Raw genomic sequence first — 19,085 nt, 5'->3', positions numbered from 1 at the left:
TGACAGTAGTAGCCAGCACAGACAGGCGCCTAGGGCTTCATGAGAGACCTCAACCGCATCCCCTTACGTCAGGCCAGGCGCAGGGAACCGTCGTTCTTGCGTACTGCCGGCCAACTCAGCCGGAGACGTTCACGCCGTCCGCGACATGCCCTCGAGAGGTCGCGCACCTTCGGTGTCCGATGGGAACGATGCCCGTCCTGCAGTGCCGTGCGGGGCGGATCGCCTGGCCGTGTCATGACCTAGCTGCTGGTTTGTGTAGCAGGCTTACCCCGAGCTGGACTTGATCCTATAGTTAGCCGAGCAGGTCATCCCGGTTTGCCACATCCGTGTGAATATCGACCCTCTGAAAGGTCAAAATGCAGGGCGACGATAAGGTTTTGGATAGGTTCAAGCGTGCGCAAGAGAGTCTCGTGCTTCAGTCATCCGATCTTCCCTTGCAGACTATCTCTGCGATGGTTCTGGCCGAAGCAATCGACATCAAGCCTGCATATCAGCGGAGGGAGCGCTGGAGCGTCGAGAAGCAGTCGGCATTGATTGAGTCTTTCCTTCTCAACATCCCGATCCCGCCGGTGTATCTGTCCGAGGAAGACTACGGCCGGTACAGCGTAATCGACGGAAAGCAAAGAATTACGGCTATTCATAAATTTCTAACCGGAAAGCTTAGCCTTAAGGGCGTCGTGGAGTTGCCAGAACTGAATGGACGCACGTTCGACCAGATTCCGGCGGCGCTTAAGCAGACACTCACGGTTAGGCCGTACCTTCGTGTTGTTACGCTATTGAAGCAGAGTGATCCGGAGCTTAAGTATGAAGTCTTCACTCGGCTGAATTCTGGGGGAGAGCGGCTTGAGGCTCAAGAAGTGCGTAACGTGGCCTTCCGGGGGCCCCTCAATGATCTGATCTACGAGCTGGCTGACATGCCTTTCCTTCGGCAACAACTGAAGATCACTTCACAGAAGTCGGCTGCATATGCAGACATGACCGATGCGGAGTATGTCCTGCGCTTCTTTGCGCTGGCTAATGGTTGGCGTGACTTTTCTGGAAGTCTCTCCCGTTCCATGGATGAGTTTATGATTCGGAATATGAACAACGGGGAAGATTTTCGGGAGCACTTGCGAGACCGCTTCGTGGAGGCTCTCGACACGTGTCGGAGAATCTGGGGGAAGAACGCCTACCGTCGTCCTACGGGGCCCGACGTTTGGCGTGATCAAACCCTCGCAGGTATGTACGACGCTCAGATGGTCGCTGTCTCCATGCTCGACGACGGGGAGCGAATGCACGCCATTAGGAACGCGGCAGCAATTGCTGAGCGGACCCAACGTGAATTCTTGGCCGATGCCCAGTTTGAAAAATCTGTGCGGGTTGCCACGAATACGCCCAGTAGTGTTATTTACCGAATTCAGAAGGTGCACGGCATCCTCCTTGGCGGCGGCGAAGTATGACTATCTCGAGAGCGCGTGAGCGCTTCGTCGATCGGATGCATGCCCTAATTGCTGCGTCGCAAGAGAGCGCCTTGGTTCCGAAGGGTCCGATTTCTGGAGATCGTGATCCGTCAAGGCTCATGCGAAATGGTCTCGCTGTCGTCGCCTATTCCTCATTTGAGGACTTCTTTGCAACGCGCACGGGGGAAGTGTTGGGCTCTTTTGACGCCACTCGAGTGGCGTTCGATCAACTGCCTGAAAAGCTTAAAGAGGCTGCGACTATCGGGGCGGTACGCGCTCTCGGGTTTCGAATGAATTTTGAGACTGATGCGGCCACAAAGAGAGCCTACGTCCAGAGTAATGCTTCTGTCATTTCGACTACGGGGACGTCTGGTTACCAGTTCTCTCCGCTTTCCTTCATGCCATCTTCTTCGAACCTGAGTGATGAAGACATCGAGAAATGTTTGAAGGCTCTGCTCGTCGAAGGCCCTTGGATGGAGCTAGAGAAGATAACTTCAAGGATTGGTTATGGAATTGTCGGGTTGAGGCAGAGGCTGAAGCAGCTCGCGTCCCAACGTCACGAAGCAGCCCATGCGGCACATGCCGATATCAGTGTGGCAGACTTGAGGCAGTTCCCCCATGACCTGCTCGCCATATCTGCGGCGTTTGATGCTGCATTTTCTCGGGCGGTTGACGTTATTTTGCGTCGAGGTCACTCTTCAAACACGCAAACTAAGATCCCAGCTATTGCCGATAGTGTTGAGCTCCGATTCATCGACTACGACGGCAAGGTATATAGCGAGAAGCCGGCGGGCGGGGGCCGTGCGCGCAAACGATACGGAACAGCAGAGGAGGCTTGGAGAGGGGCCGTATCAAGGTCAATTCCCGGAAAGTCTCTCTTGGTTCTCCGGGATGAGCAGCAACGGCCTTTGGACTGGAGAATGGGATAGGAAGGGCAGGTGGTGGATTGACACACGATGCCTCTCGCTCAGGGCAAAACGCGATTATGCAAGGCTCGGGGCCTGGCGTGATGCAGCTCTAGGTCACACGCTTTCGCGAGTATCCCGGCCATCATGTGGCTGGTCCAGTTGCTGTTGCCGCTTGCGTTGTTCCACGCGAAGGGCTTCGATTTCCTTAGTGAGTCGCAGAAGATTTGCCTCCTCTGCAGCGCCATCGTATGGGGAGACGCCGAGTTCAAACGCGGTTATGTGTTGTTCAATAGAGTCTGCGGTTTGCTGTAGATAAAAGCCCCGCTCCTTGTACTTGAAATATCCGGTGAATCCCGCCGAGATGCCTACGGAAAAACTGAGTCCTACGGTGATCCACTTGAGAGTGGATGGAGTCTCCGCGACGCTGGCAGCTGTAGTGGTTCCCAGGGAGCCCATGATGATCACCGTCTGAAATCCGTTGTGAATTCTTCGATAGTGACGGCTCTCGCTACGAAGGTTATCCAGTTCGCGGGGGATATCTTCCTTGTAGCTGTATTGACGTTGACGGACAGGGAGAGCTAGTTCGGAGGCGTTCAAGCGCCGCGCTTCGAGTGCTAGCTCTAGGTCTAGCTGGAGTCGGCGGATAGACTTTTCGTACCTCTTCATCCCCCGAATCCCGGTCCGCGGGTTCACGGAAGACGCCAGCGACGCAAAACCAATCGCGCTCGCCACGGCGAATGGGATTGCAATCTGGTTGTAAGGGCGCATGTCGAAGTGGCGCCATGTAATAACAGTCAGCGTGAAAGATGAAATAACGCCGAAAATTACGGCGGATCCAAGGGTGGTGAGCATTCTTCGTGAGATTTTCCTGGCGCGTATTTCTTCCTCAAGGGAGAGAATGCGCTCATTGTGTTCCATGAGGAGTTCACGTGGCCCGCGCCCAACTCGCTGAGACAAGAGTCCCCCTGTATCCAGATCAGTCGTAGCCTGGCACTGTACAGAACCAACTTGTTCTGGGGGTAAGCATTGGGCGCGGTAGGGCGCAGACTGGCGCAGCATGCATCGTGACCTGCTGCAGTCACGACGCCGGCGTGGAGAGGCTTTGGGCTGGAGCTGCCATGGGGCGAGAGATCGGGGCCCTTACGCTGGCCGCGAATCGGGCTGGCTCCATGCCTGCCCGCAATAGCCCGATGTGGGCCCCGATCTTCGAGGCTCGCCCCATGGTGGCTGCCTAAAGCCTCGGAGCGCCAGCCGCCCCAGCCACCGTAGTTCTGACTCCATGCCCTCGGCCTACCTATACGGGCGCGCGGCGGTGGACGGCGCGCCGAGCGGGACGAAGGCAGGAGCGTGGGCGCGGCCCGACGTCGGCCGCGCGCCCGGCGGAGCGTGAGCGACGCCGGGTGCCTTGATGAAGTAGAGAAAGTCTTACCGCGCAGCATCGCTTCATGATCGTCTAGGGCAGTTGTCGAGCCGGTGGCCTAAAGGGGCAGGTCGTCGCTACAAGCCGGGCTGTTGGTCATCGATGGAGATCGCTTCATCCCACGGCGATCCATCTTGTTCCGTCGGCCGGGGCGGAAGTACGTCTGTGGGCCGCATGAGATCTTCGTAGGGCTCGCCCCAAGCCCTGAGAGCACTGATGGCGCTGAGTCGGTAGTACCGGGGGTGTTCGCAGGTCGCCAGCAGATCACGGGCGCGGATGGCCAGGGCGGGGCGGTGACCTGTCAGATCGGAGTGTTCGGAGAGGAAGATGGCCGTCATGAGGGCCGCGTGGCGCACGGCCGGCGTGGCGTCGTCCAGGAAGGGGGCGACTGCTTGGAAGAAGAGCGGTCGCAAAGTCCGTACCGCCTCGATCTCCGGTGAGACCTCGCCCCGCTTCAGTAGCTTGGCGTGCAACTCGTCGTCGGTGTCGTAGACCAGTGACGCCAGCCATTCGAGCAGTTCCACGCGGAGCAGGCTGCGCCGTTCCCCTCCGACTGGGTCGTCCCAGGAGTAGTAGGTGCCTTCGACCTCGGTGCTTGGGTCGGGAAGGATCGCGGCGATGAACAACGCCGCGGGCACCGTGGCCGGGGAGACGCCGTTTGAATGGCGCAGGCAATCGAAGTCCTTGTCCATGACGCGCGCGTGGACAACGGGATCGGTACCGCGCAGGGCCGCCAGCGAAGCGGGTACGTCGCCTGCGGGACCCCACAGGTGCTCCAGACTGGCCCAGTCGGTGTCGCGGAGGATCGATTCCGGCTTGGGCAGAGACCGCATCACCGCACTCCTGCCGTACCCGGGTGCGCATCGATCGCGTACCGCCCGCCCTGCTGCCAGGCCTGGCTTCTTCAAACTGCGAACTGTGTGGCGTGATTGTTATGTCGGACCTATGGGTCAGTTGTGACGTAGTGTGACTAATGAGGTCAACCGCTCCTTGACGGGCTGGTCGGCGAGGTGGAACCTGGCCGCCTCCCCCCACATTCCGTTTCACACCCCACAGGTGGTACGCCCATGCGCGCCCTTTCCACGGTAGGCGCGGCGACGGCGGCCCTGGCAGCATCCCTGCTGTTTGCGCCCGCCGCCCTCGCCCACAACGCCCCCGGCGACAACGGCAATGTGAAGATCCACGACGCGAAGACCGGCGAGGAGCTGCACAACAACGAGCCGCACGTCTGCACCTTCTACCTCGACGGCTTCCAGTTCGACGGTGCCCAGAAGGCCGACTGGTCCATCGAGCGGTGGTCGCCGACCGACGGCCAGAAGGGCGAGACGGTGAAGTCCGGCTCGCTCACCCTCGACGGCTCCGGCCACGAGCGCACCGAAAACCTCGCGCTCGCGGACGGCCACTACAAGCTCTTCTGGAACTTCAACGGAGAGCACGGCCGCGCCAAGCACAAGGTCTTCTGGGTCGACTGCAAGGACGAGGACAACGGGAGTGGCACCGGGCCGGGGCCCTCCGGCTCCGCGTCGCCGTCCGCCTCTGCCTCGGAAGGCGGTGAGCAGCCGAACGGCTCGCCCTCCGGCTCCGCGTCGCCGTCCGCCTCCGCTCCGGAAGGCGGTGAGCAGCCGAACGGCTCGCCCTCCGCGACCGTCGCCCCGTCCGCCTCCGACTCCTCCGGCACGGAGAGCGGCGGGCTTGCCGAGACCGGCGCCCAGGTCGGTGGCATCGCCTTCGCCGCGCTGCTGCTGCTGGGCGTGGGTGCCGCGCTCGTGCTGCGCCGCCGCAAGGGCGCCGCGCAGCACTGATCGACCGCGCATCGTCGTCACGCGGCGCCGGCCCCCGATCGGGTCCGGCGCCGCCGACGTCTGAGGCCGCCTCGGGGTCAGGGAACTCGAGGCGGGTGCCGCAGGGGTCCTCAGCGTAGAAGCGGCGATGGCTTGAGGGGCCCCGCTCCCAAACGATCTCGGTGCCGCGGGACTTCGGGGAGCGTCATCAGCGGTCGAGGGCTCGTCCATTCTGCGGACTGACATGGGCCGATGTCCCAAGATCCTGTCCACGTACTGTCCACAGACCTTGTCCTAGACCCGCTTTCGGCGGCGCACGGCTGCGCATACGCGAAGACCCCGCATCCAGCGTTCTGGCTGGTGGCGGGGTCTTTTGGCACCTCGTGCGAGGTGCCCCCGGCAGGATTCGAACCTGCGCACACGGCTCCGGAGGCCGTTGCTCTATCCCCTGAGCTACGGGGGCGTGTCGTCCACCGTGGCGGCGACGGGTGAAACCTTACCAGCCTGGAAGGGGTGTCCGTGTACAGGGTTTCCGGGGAGGTGGGTTGCGGGAGGGGGCGGGGCGAAGGGCGTGCCCCGAGCCGTGTGCCTGTGGCATAGCCCATGGCGGCGGGGCGTGTCCGGCACACCGCTGTGGCGTCCCCCGGTCGGGGAAGGAATGGGGAAAACGCGGACGCATCCGATCCGGCGCGCCTAGGCTCTGAATGTGCCGGGCGTGTCCGGCCGGGTGCTTGTCGTCGACGACAACAAGGTCATCCGGCAGCTGATCAGGGTCAACCTCGAGCTGGAGGGCTTCGAGGTCGTGACCGCGGCCGATGGTGCCGAGTGCCTGGACGTGGTGCAGCAGGTGCGCCCGGATGTGGTGACCCTCGACGTCGTCATGCCGCGCCTCGACGGGATATGGACGGCGGCCCGCCTCCGCTCCGACCCCCGCACCCGTGACGTGCGGATCGTCGTGGTCAGCGCCTGCACCCAGGCCGAGGTGGAGAGCGCCGTCGCCGCCGGGGTCGACGCCTTCCTCAGCAAGCCCTTCGAGCCCGTCGACCTGATCCGTGTCGTACGGCGGCTCGTCGGCGTCGACGCCGACACTCCACAAGAAGGCGCCTCGGCAGGCACCCCGGGCACCGCCTGACCGCGGGTGACCAGCGGTGAGCGGCGATGACCAAAGGGTGAAACCCGTTCGCGTCCGCACCCCCCTCCTCGCCTACGCTTGCGCTTGTGACCCCCGCTGAGCTCTCCCGCACCGTGCTCGCCACGGTCCGTCGTGCCGTCGAGGCCGACGAGCTCAGCCTCACGGGCCCGGTGCCCGAGCGGGTCGTCGTGCGCAGGCCGCCGCGCCCCGGGTGCGGGGACTACGCCACCAACGTGGCCCTGCAACTCGCCCCCCTGACCGGCGCCGCGCCGCTCGCCGTCGCCGACGTCATCGGCCGCCGGCTCGCCGCCGCCCCCGGCATCGCCCGGGTGGACGTCGCCGCACCCGGCTTCCTCAACATCACCCTCCAGGGGGAGTCCCACGAGGCCCTCGTCGACCTCGTGCGCGAGCAGGGCCACCGCTACGGCGTCGGGGAGCACCAGGTCGGCGACCTTCCCGCACCCACCGGCGAACCCCGCGCCGACGCCTACGCCGCCGCCCTCCACCGGCTCCACGCGGCCACCGGCATCGAGCCGCCCGCGCCACGCCCGCACCCCGTACGCCAGACCCCGGACGAGCTGCTCCGCACCCTCGGCGCCGACGCCACCGCCTGGGCCCTGCTGCGCCCGCCCGCCGAGGACGCCCCCCGCACCGGCCCCGCGGAGCACCTGGCGCAGCGCGAGGGCAACCCCCTGTTCCTGGTCCGGTACGCTCACGCCCGCAGCCGGGCCCTGCTGCGCAATGCCCACGACCTGGGCCTGGAGCCCGGCGCCGCATCCGGCCACCGGGACCCCGCGGAGACCGAACTGCTCGGCCTGATCGCCGACTTCCCCCGCACCGTGGAGGCCGCGGCCCGGCACGGCGCGCCCGACCGGGTGGCGCGGTTGCTGGAGCGCACCGCCGACGCCCTCCTCCGCTTCCACGACGCGTGCCCGGCCCTGCCGAAGGGCGAGGAGAAACCCTCGGCCGTTCACGGGGCCCGTCTGGCGCTCGCCGACGCCGCCGGGACCGTGCTCGCCAACGGCCTGACCCTGCTCGGCATCAGCGCCCCCCGACACCTGTGAGAGCAGAGAGCACGAGACGATGAGCCGTTCCGCACACCCCGCCGGGCCCCGTTACGCCGACGTCCTCCCCGAGGGCCACTACGCGGCGCCGCCCGCCGACCTGAACACCCTGGACCCCCGGGTCTGGGCCCGCACCGTCACCCGGGACGCCGAGGGCGTCGCCACCGTGGGCGGTCTAAACGTCCGAGGCCTCGCGGAGGAGTTCGGCACCCCCGCCTACATCCTGGACGAGGCCGACTTCCGGGCCCGCTGCCGTGCCTGGCGCGAGGCCTTCGGCGCGGACGCCGACCTCTTCTACGCGGGCAAGGCGTTCCTGTCCCGCGCGGTGGTGCGCTGGCTGCACGAGGAGGGCCTCAACCTCGACGTGTGCTCCGGCGGCGAGCTCGCCGTGGCGCTGTCCGGGGGGATGCCGGCCGACCGGATCGCGCTGCACGGCAACAACAAGACCGCCGAGGAGATCCGTCAGGCCGTCGAGGCCGGGGTGGGGCGGATCGTGGTGGACTCGTTCCAGGAGATCGTCCGGGTGGCGGACGCCGCGCAGAAGGCCGGCAGGCGGCAGCGGGTGCAGGTCCGTGTCACCGTCGGCGTCGAGGCGCACACCCACGAGTTCATCGCCACCGCGCACGAGGACCAGAAGTTCGGTTTCTCGCTGGGCGGCGGGGACGCGGCCGAGGCGGTGCGCCGGGTGCTGCGCCTGGACTCGCTCGAACTGGTCGGCATCCACTCGCACATCGGCTCGCAGATCTTCGACACCTCCGGTTTCGAGGTGGCGGCGCACCGGGTGATCGGCCTGCTGCGGCAGATCCGCGACGAGCACGGGGTGGAGCTGCCCGAGATCGACCTCGGCGGCGGCCTCGGCATCGCGTACACCCCGGACGACGACCCGCGCGAGCCGCAGGAGATCGCCAAGTCGCTGGGGGAGATCGTCTCCCGCGAGTGCCGGGGGGCGGAGCTCGCCGTCCCGCGGCTGTCGGTCGAGCCGGGCCGGGCGATCGTGGGCCCGACGGCGTTCACCCTCTACGAGGTGGGCACGATCAAGCCGCTGGAGGGCCTGCGCACGTACGTGAGCGTGGACGGCGGGATGTCGGACAACATCCGCACCGCGCTGTACGACGCCGAGTACAGCGTGGCGCTGGTGTCCCGGTCGAGCGACGCCGAGCCGATGCTGAGCAGGGTCGTCGGCAAGCACTGCGAGTCGGGCGACATCGTGGTGCGCGACGCCTTCCTCCCCGCCGACCTGGCGCCCGGCGATCTGCTGGCCGTGCCGGCGACGGGCGCGTACTGCCGCTCGATGGCCAGCAACTACAACCACGCCCTGCGCCCCCCGGTGGTCGCCGTCAGGGACGGCGCGGCCCGGGTGATCGTCCGGCGCGAGACGGAGGAAGATCTCCTGCGTCTCGATGTCGGCTGACGTGAAATCTCACATAGAAGAAGACCGGTCTCGCGATCCGGACAGCACGTGGAAACTTCCGTCCGGTGCGTGAGACTGGGACCGTCCAAGAGGCTTGCAAGAGCTGAAACCGCGAAGCGAGGTCGGATGATGCGTACGCGTCCGCTGAAGGTGGCGCTGCTGGGCTGTGGTGTGGTCGGCTCAGAGGTGGCGCGCATCATGACGACGCACGCGGACGACCTCGCCGCGCGGATCGGCGCCCCGGTGGAGCTCGCCGGGATCGCCGTACGGCGGCCCAACCGGGTGCGCGCGGGCGTGCCCGCGGAACTGCTCACCACGGACGCGACCGCCCTGGTCAAACGCGGGGACATCGACGTGGTCGTCGAGGTGATCGGCGGCATCGAGCCCGCCCGCTCGCTGATCACCACCTCCTTCGAACACGGCGCGAGCGTGGTGTCCGCCAACAAGGCGCTGCTGGCCGCGGACGGTGCCGCGCTGCACGCCGCGGCCGTCGAGCACGGGGTGGACCTCTACTACGAGGCCGCGGTCGCCGGCGCCATCCCGCTGATCCGACCGCTGCGCGAGTCGCTGGCCGGCGACAAGGTCAACCGGGTGCTGGGGATCGTCAACGGCACGACCAACTTCATCCTCGACAAGATGGACACCACCGGCGCCGGCTACTCCGAGGCCCTGGACGAGGCCACCGCCCTGGGCTACGCCGAGGCCGACCCGACCGCCGACGTCGAGGGCTTCGACGCCGCCGCCAAGGCCGCGATCCTGGCCGGTATCGCCTTCCACACCCGGGTGACCATCGACGACGTGCACCGCGAGGGGATCACCGAGGTCACCGCGGCCGACATCGCCTCGGCCCAGCGGATGGGCTGCACGGTGAAGCTGCTCGCGATCTGCGAGCGCAGCGCCGACGGGCGCTCGGTCACCGCCCGCGTCCACCCGGCGATGATCCCGCTGACCCACCCGCTGGCCAGCGTGCGCGAGGCGTACAACGCGGTCTTCGTGGAGGCCGCGGCGGCCGGCCAGCTGATGTTCTACGGCCCCGGGGCGGGCGGGTCGCCGACGGCCTCGGCGGTGCTGGGCGATCTGGTGGCGACCTGCCGCAACAAGCTGGCGAGCACCACCGGGCCGGGGGAGTCCGCGTACGCGCAGCTCACCGTGAGCCCGATGGGCGACGTGGTGACGCGCTACCACATCAGCCTGGACGTGGCGGACAAACCGGGTGTCCTGGCCCAGGTGGCCACGGTCTTCGCGGAGCATCACGTGTCGATCGACACGGTGCGGCAGCAGGGCAGGAATCCAGGCGGCGACGGAGTCGCCGTCGAACAGGGTGGCGGCGGGCGACGGGAGGGCGGGGAGGCGTCGCTCGTCGTCGTCACCCACCGGGCGCCGGACGCGGCGCTCGGGGCGACCGTCGAGGCACTGCGCAAGCTCGACACCGTCCGGGGCGTCGCCAGCATCATGCGTGTGGAAGGGGAGTAACCCAGCGATGAACGCAGTCTCCGCCGGCCGCGTGCCGGCCACCCATCAGTGGCGCGGCCTCATCGAGGAGTACCGGGACCGGCTCCCGGTCGGTGCGGCGACCCCCGTGGTCACGCTGCTCGAAGGCGGCACCCCGCTCGTCCCCGCCCAGGTGCTGTCCGAGCGCACGGGCTGCGACGTCTTCCTGAAGGTGGAGGGCGCCAACCCCACGGGTTCCTTCAAGGACCGCGGCATGACGATGGCGATCTCCAAGGCCAAGGAGGAGGGCGCGCAGGCGGTCATCTGCGCCTCCACCGGCAACACCTCCGCCTCGGCCGCCGCCTATGCGGTGCGGGCCGGGATGGTCTGCGCCGTCCTGGTGCCGCAGGGCAAGATCGCGCTGGGCAAGATGGGCCAGGCGCTGGTGCACGGGGCGCGCATCCTGCAGGTGGACGGCAACTTCGACGACTGCCTGGACCTCGCCCGCGGCCTGTCCGACAAGTACCCGGTGGCGCTGGTCAATTCGGTGAACCCGGTGCGCATCGAGGGGCAGAAGACCGCCGCCTTCGAGATCGTGGACGCGCTCGGCGACGCGCCGGACGTCCATGTGTTGCCGGTCGGCAACGCCGGGAACATCACCGCGTACTGGAAGGGCTACCGCGAATACTCCGCGGACGGCGTGTCGACGCGCAATCCGCGGATGTGGGGCTTCCAGGCTTCCGGCGCCGCGCCGATCGTGCTGGGCCACCCGGTGCGGCAGCCGCAGACGATCGCCACCGCGATCCGCATCGGCAACCCGGCATCCTGGCAGTTCGCCGAGGAGGCGCGGGACGAATCCGGCGGCCTGATCGACTCGGTGACCGACCGTCAGATCCTCGCGGCGTACCGGTTGCTCGCCGCCCAGGAGGGTGTCTTCGTCGAGCCGGCCTCGGCCGCGAGTGTCGCCGGGCTGCTGCAGGCCGCCGAGCAGGGCAAGGTCGACCCGGGCCAGCGGATCGTCTGCACGGTCACCGGCAACGGTCTGAAGGACCCCGACTGGGCGGTGGCCGGCGCGCCGCAGCCCGTCACCGTTCCGGTGGACGCCGACGCGGCCGCGGAGCGGCTCGGGCTGCTCTGACCCCCGAGGGACAACAGGGGCGCACGGATTCGCACGCGACACGCATCACGCGCTGTCCGTGCGCCCTATGTCGCAGGAGAACCTTCCTTCGATAGGCTGACCTCACACCGGCGCCGCCGCACGCCGTTCTGGCTCATGCCATTGGCATCCTCCTCGCGGGATCCCCTTGGTACGGTCCCCCAAGTCCTCGCCGCCGTACGGCAACGATGCCGCGGCATCGCGAGGCAGAACCGCCCGTGAAACAAGGAGAGTCATCGAACGATGGCCGGACCAGCCTTCCGCGCCGCCGCCGTCCGAGTGCGCGTCCCCGCGACCAGCGCCAATCTCGGACCGGGCTTCGACGCCTTCGGCCTGGCGCTCGGACTCTACGACGACGTCGTGGTCCGGGTGGCCGACTCCGGTCTGCACGTCGACATCGCCGGCGAAGGCGCCGACTCGCTCTCCCGCGACGAGAACCACCTGGTCGTACGCTCCCTGCGGACCGCCTTCGACCTGCTCGGCGGACAGCCGCGCGGCCTTGAGGTGGTGTGCGCCAACCGCATCCCGCACGGCCGCGGCCTGGGCTCCTCCTCCGCCGCCATCTGCGCCGGCATCATGGCCGCCCGCGCGGTGACGATAGGCGGGCAGGACAAGCTCGACGACGCCGCGCTGCTGGAGCTGGCCAACGAGATCGAGGGCCACCCGGACAACGTCGCCGCCTGTCTGCTCGGCGGCTTCACGCTGGCCTGGACCGAGGGCGGCGCCGCCCACGCGGTCCGGATGGACCCCGCCGAGTCGGTCGTTCCGGTGGTCTTCGTGCCGGGCAGGCCGCTGCTGACCGAGACCGCCCGGGGGTTGCTGCCGCGCACCGTCCCGCACGTGGACGCCGCGGTCAACGCGGGACGCGCCGCGCTCCTCGTCGAGGCCCTCACCCGGCGGCCCGACCTGCTGCTGCCCGCCACCGAGGACCGGTTGCACCAGGAGTACCGGGCGCCCGCGATGCCGGAGAGCACGGCACTGGTGAACCGACTGCGCGCCGAAGGCGTCCCCGCTGTCATCTCGGGTGCGGGACCCACGGTGCTCGCGCTGGCGGACGAGGAAACCGCCGACAAGGTCTCCCGGCTGGCGGGTGAGGGGTGGGCGGCGAACCGTCTGGCCCTCGACGCGGCGGGGGCGAGTGTGCTGCCGCTCGCTGTGGGGCAGTGACACGATTGCCGGTCATGGAGAGGGGGAATGTTTGTTGGATCCGGTAGTGTTAATCTCATTGCTGCACCCGTGGACTCAGGAACCCGTTTGTTGTACCTGTTGTCCCGGTGCCTCGTGTCCCGCATCGGGACCGCCCATTCTTCCGGGAGCCTCCCACACCGCATAGGCAGCCTGCCTGGGCAGTGCCGAGCACGCTCCGGAGACGGCGCGGGTGACATTTCACCCGAGAGTGAACTCTCACCTCGCCGGTAACTGTGTTTTTTTGTTCCACATCATTTCCTCCGCCATCAGGCGGACCACCGCCCCGGGTCCGGCGCAAGTGATAAGGACCGGATCCGGACAGCACGACCGGTCGCCGAGCCAGACAGGCCGACGTCCGCTCCAGGGAAGGACCCTTCGTGAGCGACACCACCGATCTGATGGGCGTACGCGCAGACAGCCCTGTCGCCGCGTCCGATGCTGCCGCGCCTGCCACCGGTGCTGCCACTGCCCCCGCCGCGCGGCGCCGCCGCGCGGGTACCGGTCTTGAGGGCATGGTCCTGGCCGAGCTGCAGCAGCTCGCCTCCGGTCTCGGCATCAAGGGCACCGCGCGGATGCGCAAGAGCCAGCTCATCGAGACCATCAAGGCCGCGCAGTCCGGCGGCGGCGCCAAGGCCTCCGCCGCCGAGGGCGCGCCCGCCGCCGAGAAGCCGAAGCGCCGGGCCACCTCGCGTACCCGTACGGGTGAATCCGCCGAGGCCGGCAACCAGGGCGCCGAGCAGCAGCCGAAGCAGATCGAGATCCCCGGCCAGCCGGCCGGCGAGAAGGCCGCACCCGCGGCCAAGGGCAAGGCGGAGTCCGCCAAGTCCGAGCAGTCCGCCGAGGGCCGTGCGGAGAGCCGTGCCGAGGCCGCCGTGGACAGCGCCGAGGGCAAGTCCGGTGACGGCAAGGGCGGCGACGACCGCCGCGAGAGCCGCCGTGACCGTCAGCGGGACCGGCAGCGCGACCGCCGCAAGGGCGGCGAGGACGGCGGCCAGCAGCGTCAGCAGCAGGACGGCGGCCAGCAGCGTCAGCAGCAGGGCGGCGGCCCCCAGGGCGGCCAGGGTGGCCAGGACGACTACGACGACGAGAGCGGCGGCCGCCGCCGCAGGGGCCGGTACCGCGACCGCCGCGGCCGGGGCGGCAACCGCCGCGACGACTTCGCGGGCGAGCCGCAGGTCGCCGACGACGACGTCCTGATCCCGGTCGCCGGCATCCTGGACATCCTCGACAACTACGCGTTCATCCGGACCTCCGGCTACCTGCCCGGCCCGAACGACGTGTACGTCTCGCTCGCCCAGGTCCGCAAGAACGGCCTGCGCAAGGGCGACCACGTCACGGGTGCCGTCCGCCAGCCGAAGGACGGCGAGCGCCGCGAGAAGTTCAACGCGCTGGTGCGCCTGGACTCCGTCAACGGCATGGCGCCGGAGAGCGGCCGCGGCCGCCCCGAGTTCAACAAGCTCACCCCGCTGTACCCGCAGGAGCGGCTGCGGCTGGAGAACGAGCCCGGCCAGCTGATCACCCGGATCATCGACCTGGTCGCCCCGATCGGAAAGGGCCAGCGCGGCCTGATCGTGGCTCCGCCGAAGACCGGTAAGACGATCATCATGCAGGCCATCGCCAACGCGATCACCCGCAACAACCCCGAGTGCCACCTGATGGTCGTCCTCGTCGACGAGCGTCCGGAAGAGGTCACCGACATGCAGCGGTCGGTGAAGGGCGAGGTCATCTCCTCGACCTTCGACCGTCCCGCCGAGGACCACACCACCGTCGCCGAGCTCGCCATCGAGCGCGCCAAGCGGCTGGTGGAGCTGGGCCACGACGTCGTCGTCCTGCTGGACTCCATCACCCGTCTGGGCCGCGCGTACAACCTCGCGGCGCCCGCCTCCGGCCGCATCCTGTCCGGTGGTGTCGACTCGACCGCGCTGTACCCGCCGAAGCGCTTCTTTGGTGCCGCGCGCAACATCGAGGACGGCGGCTCGCTGACCATCCTGGCCACCGCGCTGGTCGAGACCGGCTCGCGCATGGACGAGGTGATCTTCGAGGAGTTCAAGGGTACCGGCAACATGGAGCTCAAGCTCGACCGGAAGCTCGCGGACAAGCGGATCTTCCCGGCGGTGGACGTCGACCCGTCCGGTACCCGCAAGGAGGAGATCCTGCTGGCTCCGGACGAGCTGAACATCACCTGGAAGCTGCGCCGGGTGCTGCACGCGCTCGACTCGCAGCAGGCGATCGAGCTGCTGCTGGACAAGATGAAGCAGACCAAGTCCAACGCCGAGTTCCTGATGCAGATCGCCAAGACCACCCCGGGTGGCAACAACGACTGACGCCCCGGCGTCGGCACGGCTCAGGAGGCCGGTCCGGTCACTTCGGTGACGGGACCGGCCTTCCGTCGTATGCGGCCGCCGGCGCCCGTCTAGGCCCGCCGCGGCACCGACCGGATGGCTCTCACCTGCGGCGGTGTCCGGCGCGTCCCGCGGCGGGGCGGCCCCGGACCCGCTGTCATTGCCCTGCGGGCACCCCCTCGCGTGGCTGATCGGGCACGGGAGCGGGTACCCCAACCATGGGGAGTCGATCAGGACAGAGGAGCCGATGCCCGAGCACGCGGACGAGGGACGAGCCGCCCGGCGGCGCCTGCGCGGCCCCCGCCGGCGGGCCCTGCGGATCACCGCCTGGGTCGTGGCGACGTTCCTGCTGCTGACCACCACCGCCGTGGGATGCCTCTACCTCAAGCTCAACGGCAACATCAGGGGCATCGACATCAACGCCCTCCTCGGGCGCGACCGGCCGGCCGACGTCGACAACGGCTCGATGGACATCCTCGTCCTCGGTTCCGACTCCCGTTCGGGCAGCAACCAGAAGGCCGGCGGCGGCACGGACGACGGCACCGCCCGCTCCGACACCGCGATGATCGTCCACGTCTACCAGGGGCACGACCGGGCGAGCGTGGTCAGCATCCCCCGCGACACCCTCGTCGACCGGCCCGCCTGCGCCGAGCCGGGCGGCGGCACCGCCCCGCCCCGCAGTGGCGAGATGTTCAACGAGGCGTACGCGATCGGCGGCCCGGCCTGCGCGGTCAAGACGGCCGAGACGATGACCGGCATCCGCATGGACCACTACATCGAGGTCGACTTCTCCGGCTTCCAGCACCTGATCGACGCCCTCGGCGGGGTCACCGTCACCACCAGCCAGGCCATCAGCGACGACCGCAGCCACCTGCACCTGCCCGCCGGCACGCACCACCTCGACGGCAAGCAGGCCCTCGGCCTTGTGCGCACCCGGCACGGGGTGGGGGACGGCAGCGACCTGGGCCGGATAAGGCTGCAGCAGGCCTTCCTGAAGGCCCTGGTGGACCGGGTGAACGGCATCGGGCTGCTGAGCTCGCCGACCCGGCTCTACGAGATCGCCGACACCGCCACCGGCGCCATCACCACCGACTCGGAGCTGGCGTCGGTCAAGAAGCTGGTCGGCCTCGGGGAGAGCCTGAAGGGGCTGGGGTCCGAGGACATCGGCATGGTCACCATGCCGGTGCGCTACGACCCTGCCGACCCCAACCGCGTCCTGCCGATCACCGACCAGGCGGAGCAGGTCTGGGCGGCGCTGCGGGCCGACAAACCGATCCCCAGGTCCGCCACCAAGGGTTCGGCAGGTGACGACGTCGACACGAACGGTGTGGTCAGGAGTTCCTCGCAGCCGTCCGCCGGCGGACCGGAATAGATCACCGCGGCCCCCGGTTTGGGGAGATGCGGTCAGTGCTGGCAGACTGGTACGTCGGCCCCGGTTCACGTGACGCAAGCCCGCGGCACGACCCGGGACCCTCCCGAACACTAGGAGAACCCCTTGAAGCGCGACATCCACCCGGAGTACGTGGAGACCCAGGTCAGCTGCACCTGCGGCGCCTCGTTCACCACCCGCAGCACCGTGAAGGACGGCGTCATCCGTGCCGACGTCTGCTCCGCGTGCCACCCGTTCTACACGGGCAAGCAGAAGATCCTCGACACCGGTGGCCGTGTGGCCCGCTTCGAGGCCCGCTTCGGCAAGGCGGCCGGGTCCGCCAAGAAGTAGCGACCCGAAAGCGCCGGTCCACGGCTGCCCGGATATCCTCCGGCGGCCGGACCGGCGCTTTGTCGTCCCAGGCTGGTTCACCGGCGTTCACCCCTTCCAGAAGCAGGGATCCTGATGTTCGAGGCGGTCGAGGAACTGATCGGCGAGTACGCCGACCTCGAGAAGAAGCTTGCCGACCCGGCGGTCTTCGCCGACCAGGCCAACGCGCGCAAGCTCAACAAGCGCTACGCGGAGCTGACCCCCATCATCGGCACCTACCGCGGCTGGAAGCAGACCGGTGACGACATCGGCACCGCGCGCGAACTGGCCGCGGACGACCCCGATTTCGCCGCCGAGGTGAAGGAGCTGGAGAAGCAGCGCGAGGAGCTCACCGAGCGCCTGCGGCTGCTGCTCGTCCCGCGCGACCCCAGCGACGACAAGGACGTGATCCTGGAGGTCAAGGCGGGCGAGGGCGGCGAGGAGTCCGCGCTGTTCGCCGGCGACCTCCTGCGCATGTACCTGCGCTACGCCGAGCACCAGGGCTGGAAGACCGAGATCATCGACGCCAACGCCTCCGACCTCGGCGGCTACAAGGACGTCCAGGTCGCGGTGAAGACCAAGGGCGGCAACGGTGCCACCGAGCCCGGTCAGGGCGTCTGGGCCCGGCTGAAGTACGAGGGGGGCGTGCACCGCGTCCAGCGGGTGCCGGCCACCGAGTCGCAGGGCCGTATCCACACCTCCGCCGCCGGTGTGCTGGTGACCCCCGAGGCCGACGAGGTCGAGGTCGAGATCGGCCCCAACGACCTGCGGATCGACGTCTACCGCTCCTCGGGCCCCGGCGGCCAGTCGGTCAACACCACCGACTCCGCGGTGCGCATCACCCACCTGCCCTCCGGGCTGGTCGTCTCCTGCCAGAACGAGAAGAGCCAGCTGCAGAACAAGGAGTCGGCGATGCGCATCCTGCGCTCCCGGCTGCTGGCCGCCGCGCAGGAGGAGGCCGAGCGCGAGGCGTCCGACGCCCGCCGCAGCCAGGTGCGGACGGTGGACCGCAGCGAGCGCATCCGCACCTACAACTTCCCGGAGAACCGCATCTCGGACCACCGCGTCGGCTTCAAGGCGTACAACTTGGACCAGGTCCTCGACGGCGAACTGGACGCGGTGATCCAGGCGTGTGTCGACGCCGACTCGGCGGCCAAGCTGGCCGCCGCGGGCGACGGAAGCTGAACCGGAGGCGGAGAACGTGAACCTGCTGCTCGCCGAGGTCGCCCAGGCGACCCAGCGGCTGGCCGACGCCGGCGTTCCCTCGCCGCGGTTCGACGCCGAGGAGCTCGCGGCGTATGTGCACGGGGTGAAGCGCGGCGCGCTGCACACCGTCGCCGACGCCGACTTCGACGCGCGCTACTGGGAGGCCGTGGCCCGCCGCGAGGCCCGCGAGCCGCTGCAGCACATCACCGGCCGGGCTTTCTTCCGTTATCTGGAGCTCCAGGTCGGCCCCGGGGTCTTCGTGCCCCGCCCGGAGACCGAGTCGGTCGTCGGGTGGGCCATAGACGCGGTGCGCGCCATGGACGTCGCCGAGCCGCTCATCGTCGACCTGTGCACCGGTTCGGGCGCCATCGCGCTCGCCCTGGCGCAGGAGGTGCCGCGCAGCCGGGTGCACGCGGTGGAGCTGTCCGACGAGGCGTTGGTGTGGGCCCGCAAGAACGTCGAGGGCAGCAAGGTCGACCTGCGGCAGGGCGACGCCCTGGAGGCCTTCCAGGACCTCAACGGCCAGGTGGACCTGGTGATCTCCAACCCGCCCTACATCCCGCTCACCGAATGGGAGTACGTGGCGCCGGAGGCCCGCGACCACGACCCCGGGATGGCGTTGTTCTCCGGTGAGGACGGCCTCGACACCATCCGCGGCATCGAGCGCACCGCGCACCGGCTGCTGCGGCCTGGCGGGGTCGTCGTGATCGAGCATGCCGACACCCAGGGCGGCCAGGTGCCCTGGATCTTCACCGAGGAGGCCGGCTGGGCGGACGCCGCCGACCACCCCGACCTCAACAACCGACCCCGGTTCACCACTGCCCGCAAGGCGACGCCGTGACCACGGCGCCGCACGTCATGGAGGTCTG

At 68.3% G+C, this 19,085-nt stretch carries 16 protein-coding genes and 1 tRNA gene; 14 read left to right on the top strand and 3 right to left on the bottom strand.

Annotated elements, in window-relative coordinates; translation table 11 throughout:
* Positions 1 to 356: 356 nt before the first annotated feature.
* Positions 357 to 1,439 (top strand): DUF262 domain-containing protein, encoded by a 1,083-nt coding sequence (locus tag OIE69_RS14830; RefSeq protein ID WP_326572418.1) that lies wholly within the window; start codon positions 357 to 359, stop codon positions 1,437 to 1,439.
* 119 nt (positions 1,440 to 1,558) lie between these two features.
* Complete coding sequence (locus OIE69_RS14825; protein ID WP_392567509.1) at positions 1,559 to 2,368, top strand: hypothetical protein; 810 nt, start codon at positions 1,559 to 1,561, stop codon at positions 2,366 to 2,368.
* Positions 2,369 to 2,461: 93 nt separating this feature from the next.
* Here the strand turns inward: OIE69_RS14825 and OIE69_RS14820 are convergent, their stop codons facing one another.
* Positions 2,462 to 3,265, bottom strand: a complete 804-nt coding sequence (locus tag OIE69_RS14820) for a DUF4231 domain-containing protein (protein WP_326572416.1) — start codon at positions 3,263 to 3,265, stop codon at positions 2,462 to 2,464.
* Between the two features lie 579 nt (positions 3,266 to 3,844).
* Positions 3,845 to 4,600 (bottom strand): hypothetical protein, encoded by a 756-nt coding sequence (locus OIE69_RS14815; RefSeq protein WP_326572415.1) that lies wholly within the window; start codon positions 4,598 to 4,600, stop codon positions 3,845 to 3,847.
* Between the two features lie 234 nt (positions 4,601 to 4,834).
* Here OIE69_RS14815 and OIE69_RS14810 point away from each other — a divergent pair, with 234 nt between their 5' ends.
* Complete coding sequence (locus tag OIE69_RS14810) at positions 4,835 to 5,569, top strand: LPXTG cell wall anchor domain-containing protein (protein ID WP_326572414.1); 735 nt, start codon at positions 4,835 to 4,837, stop codon at positions 5,567 to 5,569.
* Between the two features lie 370 nt (positions 5,570 to 5,939).
* Here the strand turns inward: OIE69_RS14810 and OIE69_RS14805 are convergent.
* Positions 5,940 to 6,011, bottom strand: a tRNA-Arg gene (locus OIE69_RS14805).
* Between the two features lie 243 nt (positions 6,012 to 6,254).
* Between OIE69_RS14805 and OIE69_RS14800 the strand changes: the two genes are divergently transcribed.
* The 11 genes from OIE69_RS14800 (at position 6,255) to prmC (ending at position 19,057) form a co-directional block, all read left to right on the top strand.
* A complete protein-coding gene (locus OIE69_RS14800) occupies positions 6,255 to 6,680 on the top strand; it encodes a response regulator (RefSeq protein WP_326572413.1) in 426 nt (141 codons plus the stop codon).
* A gap of 86 nt (positions 6,681 to 6,766) precedes the next feature.
* A complete protein-coding gene (gene nrtL, locus OIE69_RS14795) occupies positions 6,767 to 7,744 on the top strand; it encodes an ArgS-related anticodon-binding protein NrtL (RefSeq protein ID WP_326572412.1) in 978 nt (325 codons plus the stop codon).
* Positions 7,745 to 7,763: 19 nt separating this feature from the next.
* Entirely contained in the window at positions 7,764 to 9,155 is a 1,392-nt protein-coding gene (gene lysA, locus OIE69_RS14790; RefSeq protein WP_326572411.1) for a diaminopimelate decarboxylase, read from the top strand.
* Positions 9,156 to 9,281: 126 nt separating this feature from the next.
* On the top strand, positions 9,282 to 10,628 hold the full coding sequence (locus OIE69_RS14785; protein WP_326572410.1) for a homoserine dehydrogenase: 1,347 nt from the start codon (positions 9,282 to 9,284) through the stop codon (positions 10,626 to 10,628).
* Positions 10,629 to 10,635: 7 nt separating this feature from the next.
* Positions 10,636 to 11,724, top strand: coding sequence for a threonine synthase (gene thrC / locus OIE69_RS14780; RefSeq protein WP_326572409.1), 1,089 nt, complete (start codon positions 10,636 to 10,638; stop codon positions 11,722 to 11,724).
* 261 nt (positions 11,725 to 11,985) lie between these two features.
* Positions 11,986 to 12,909, top strand: coding sequence for a homoserine kinase (thrB, locus tag OIE69_RS14775; protein WP_089225128.1), 924 nt, complete (start codon positions 11,986 to 11,988; stop codon positions 12,907 to 12,909).
* Between the two features lie 398 nt (positions 12,910 to 13,307).
* A complete protein-coding gene (gene rho / locus OIE69_RS14770; RefSeq protein ID WP_326572408.1) occupies positions 13,308 to 15,254 on the top strand; it encodes a transcription termination factor Rho in 1,947 nt (648 codons plus the stop codon).
* A 265-nt stretch (positions 15,255 to 15,519) separates the two neighbouring features.
* Positions 15,520 to 16,644 carry an LCP family protein gene (locus OIE69_RS14765; protein ID WP_326572407.1) on the top strand — a complete coding sequence of 375 codons (1,125 nt, stop codon included), beginning with the start codon at positions 15,520 to 15,522 and terminating at the stop codon, positions 16,642 to 16,644.
* Between the two features lie 123 nt (positions 16,645 to 16,767).
* Positions 16,768 to 16,992, top strand: a complete 225-nt coding sequence (gene rpmE, locus OIE69_RS14760; RefSeq protein WP_018563536.1) for a 50S ribosomal protein L31 — start codon at positions 16,768 to 16,770, stop codon at positions 16,990 to 16,992.
* Positions 16,993 to 17,106: 114 nt separating this feature from the next.
* The gene (gene prfA, locus OIE69_RS14755; protein ID WP_326572406.1) at positions 17,107 to 18,195 is read left to right on the top strand and encodes a peptide chain release factor 1; all 1,089 of its coding nucleotides are present in this window, start codon (positions 17,107 to 17,109) and stop codon (positions 18,193 to 18,195) included.
* A 16-nt stretch (positions 18,196 to 18,211) separates the two neighbouring features.
* Positions 18,212 to 19,057, top strand: coding sequence for a peptide chain release factor N(5)-glutamine methyltransferase (prmC, locus tag OIE69_RS14750; protein ID WP_089225124.1), 846 nt, complete (start codon positions 18,212 to 18,214; stop codon positions 19,055 to 19,057).
* Positions 19,058 to 19,085: the final 28 nt, after the last annotated feature.

The organism is Actinacidiphila glaucinigra (assembly GCF_035918135.1).
In the GTDB taxonomy this organism is placed as follows: Bacteria; Actinomycetota; Actinomycetes; order Streptomycetales; family Streptomycetaceae; genus Actinacidiphila; species Actinacidiphila glaucinigra.
Note: the sequence above shows the minus strand (reverse complement) of the source record. Positions and strands in the feature narration are given on the sequence as shown.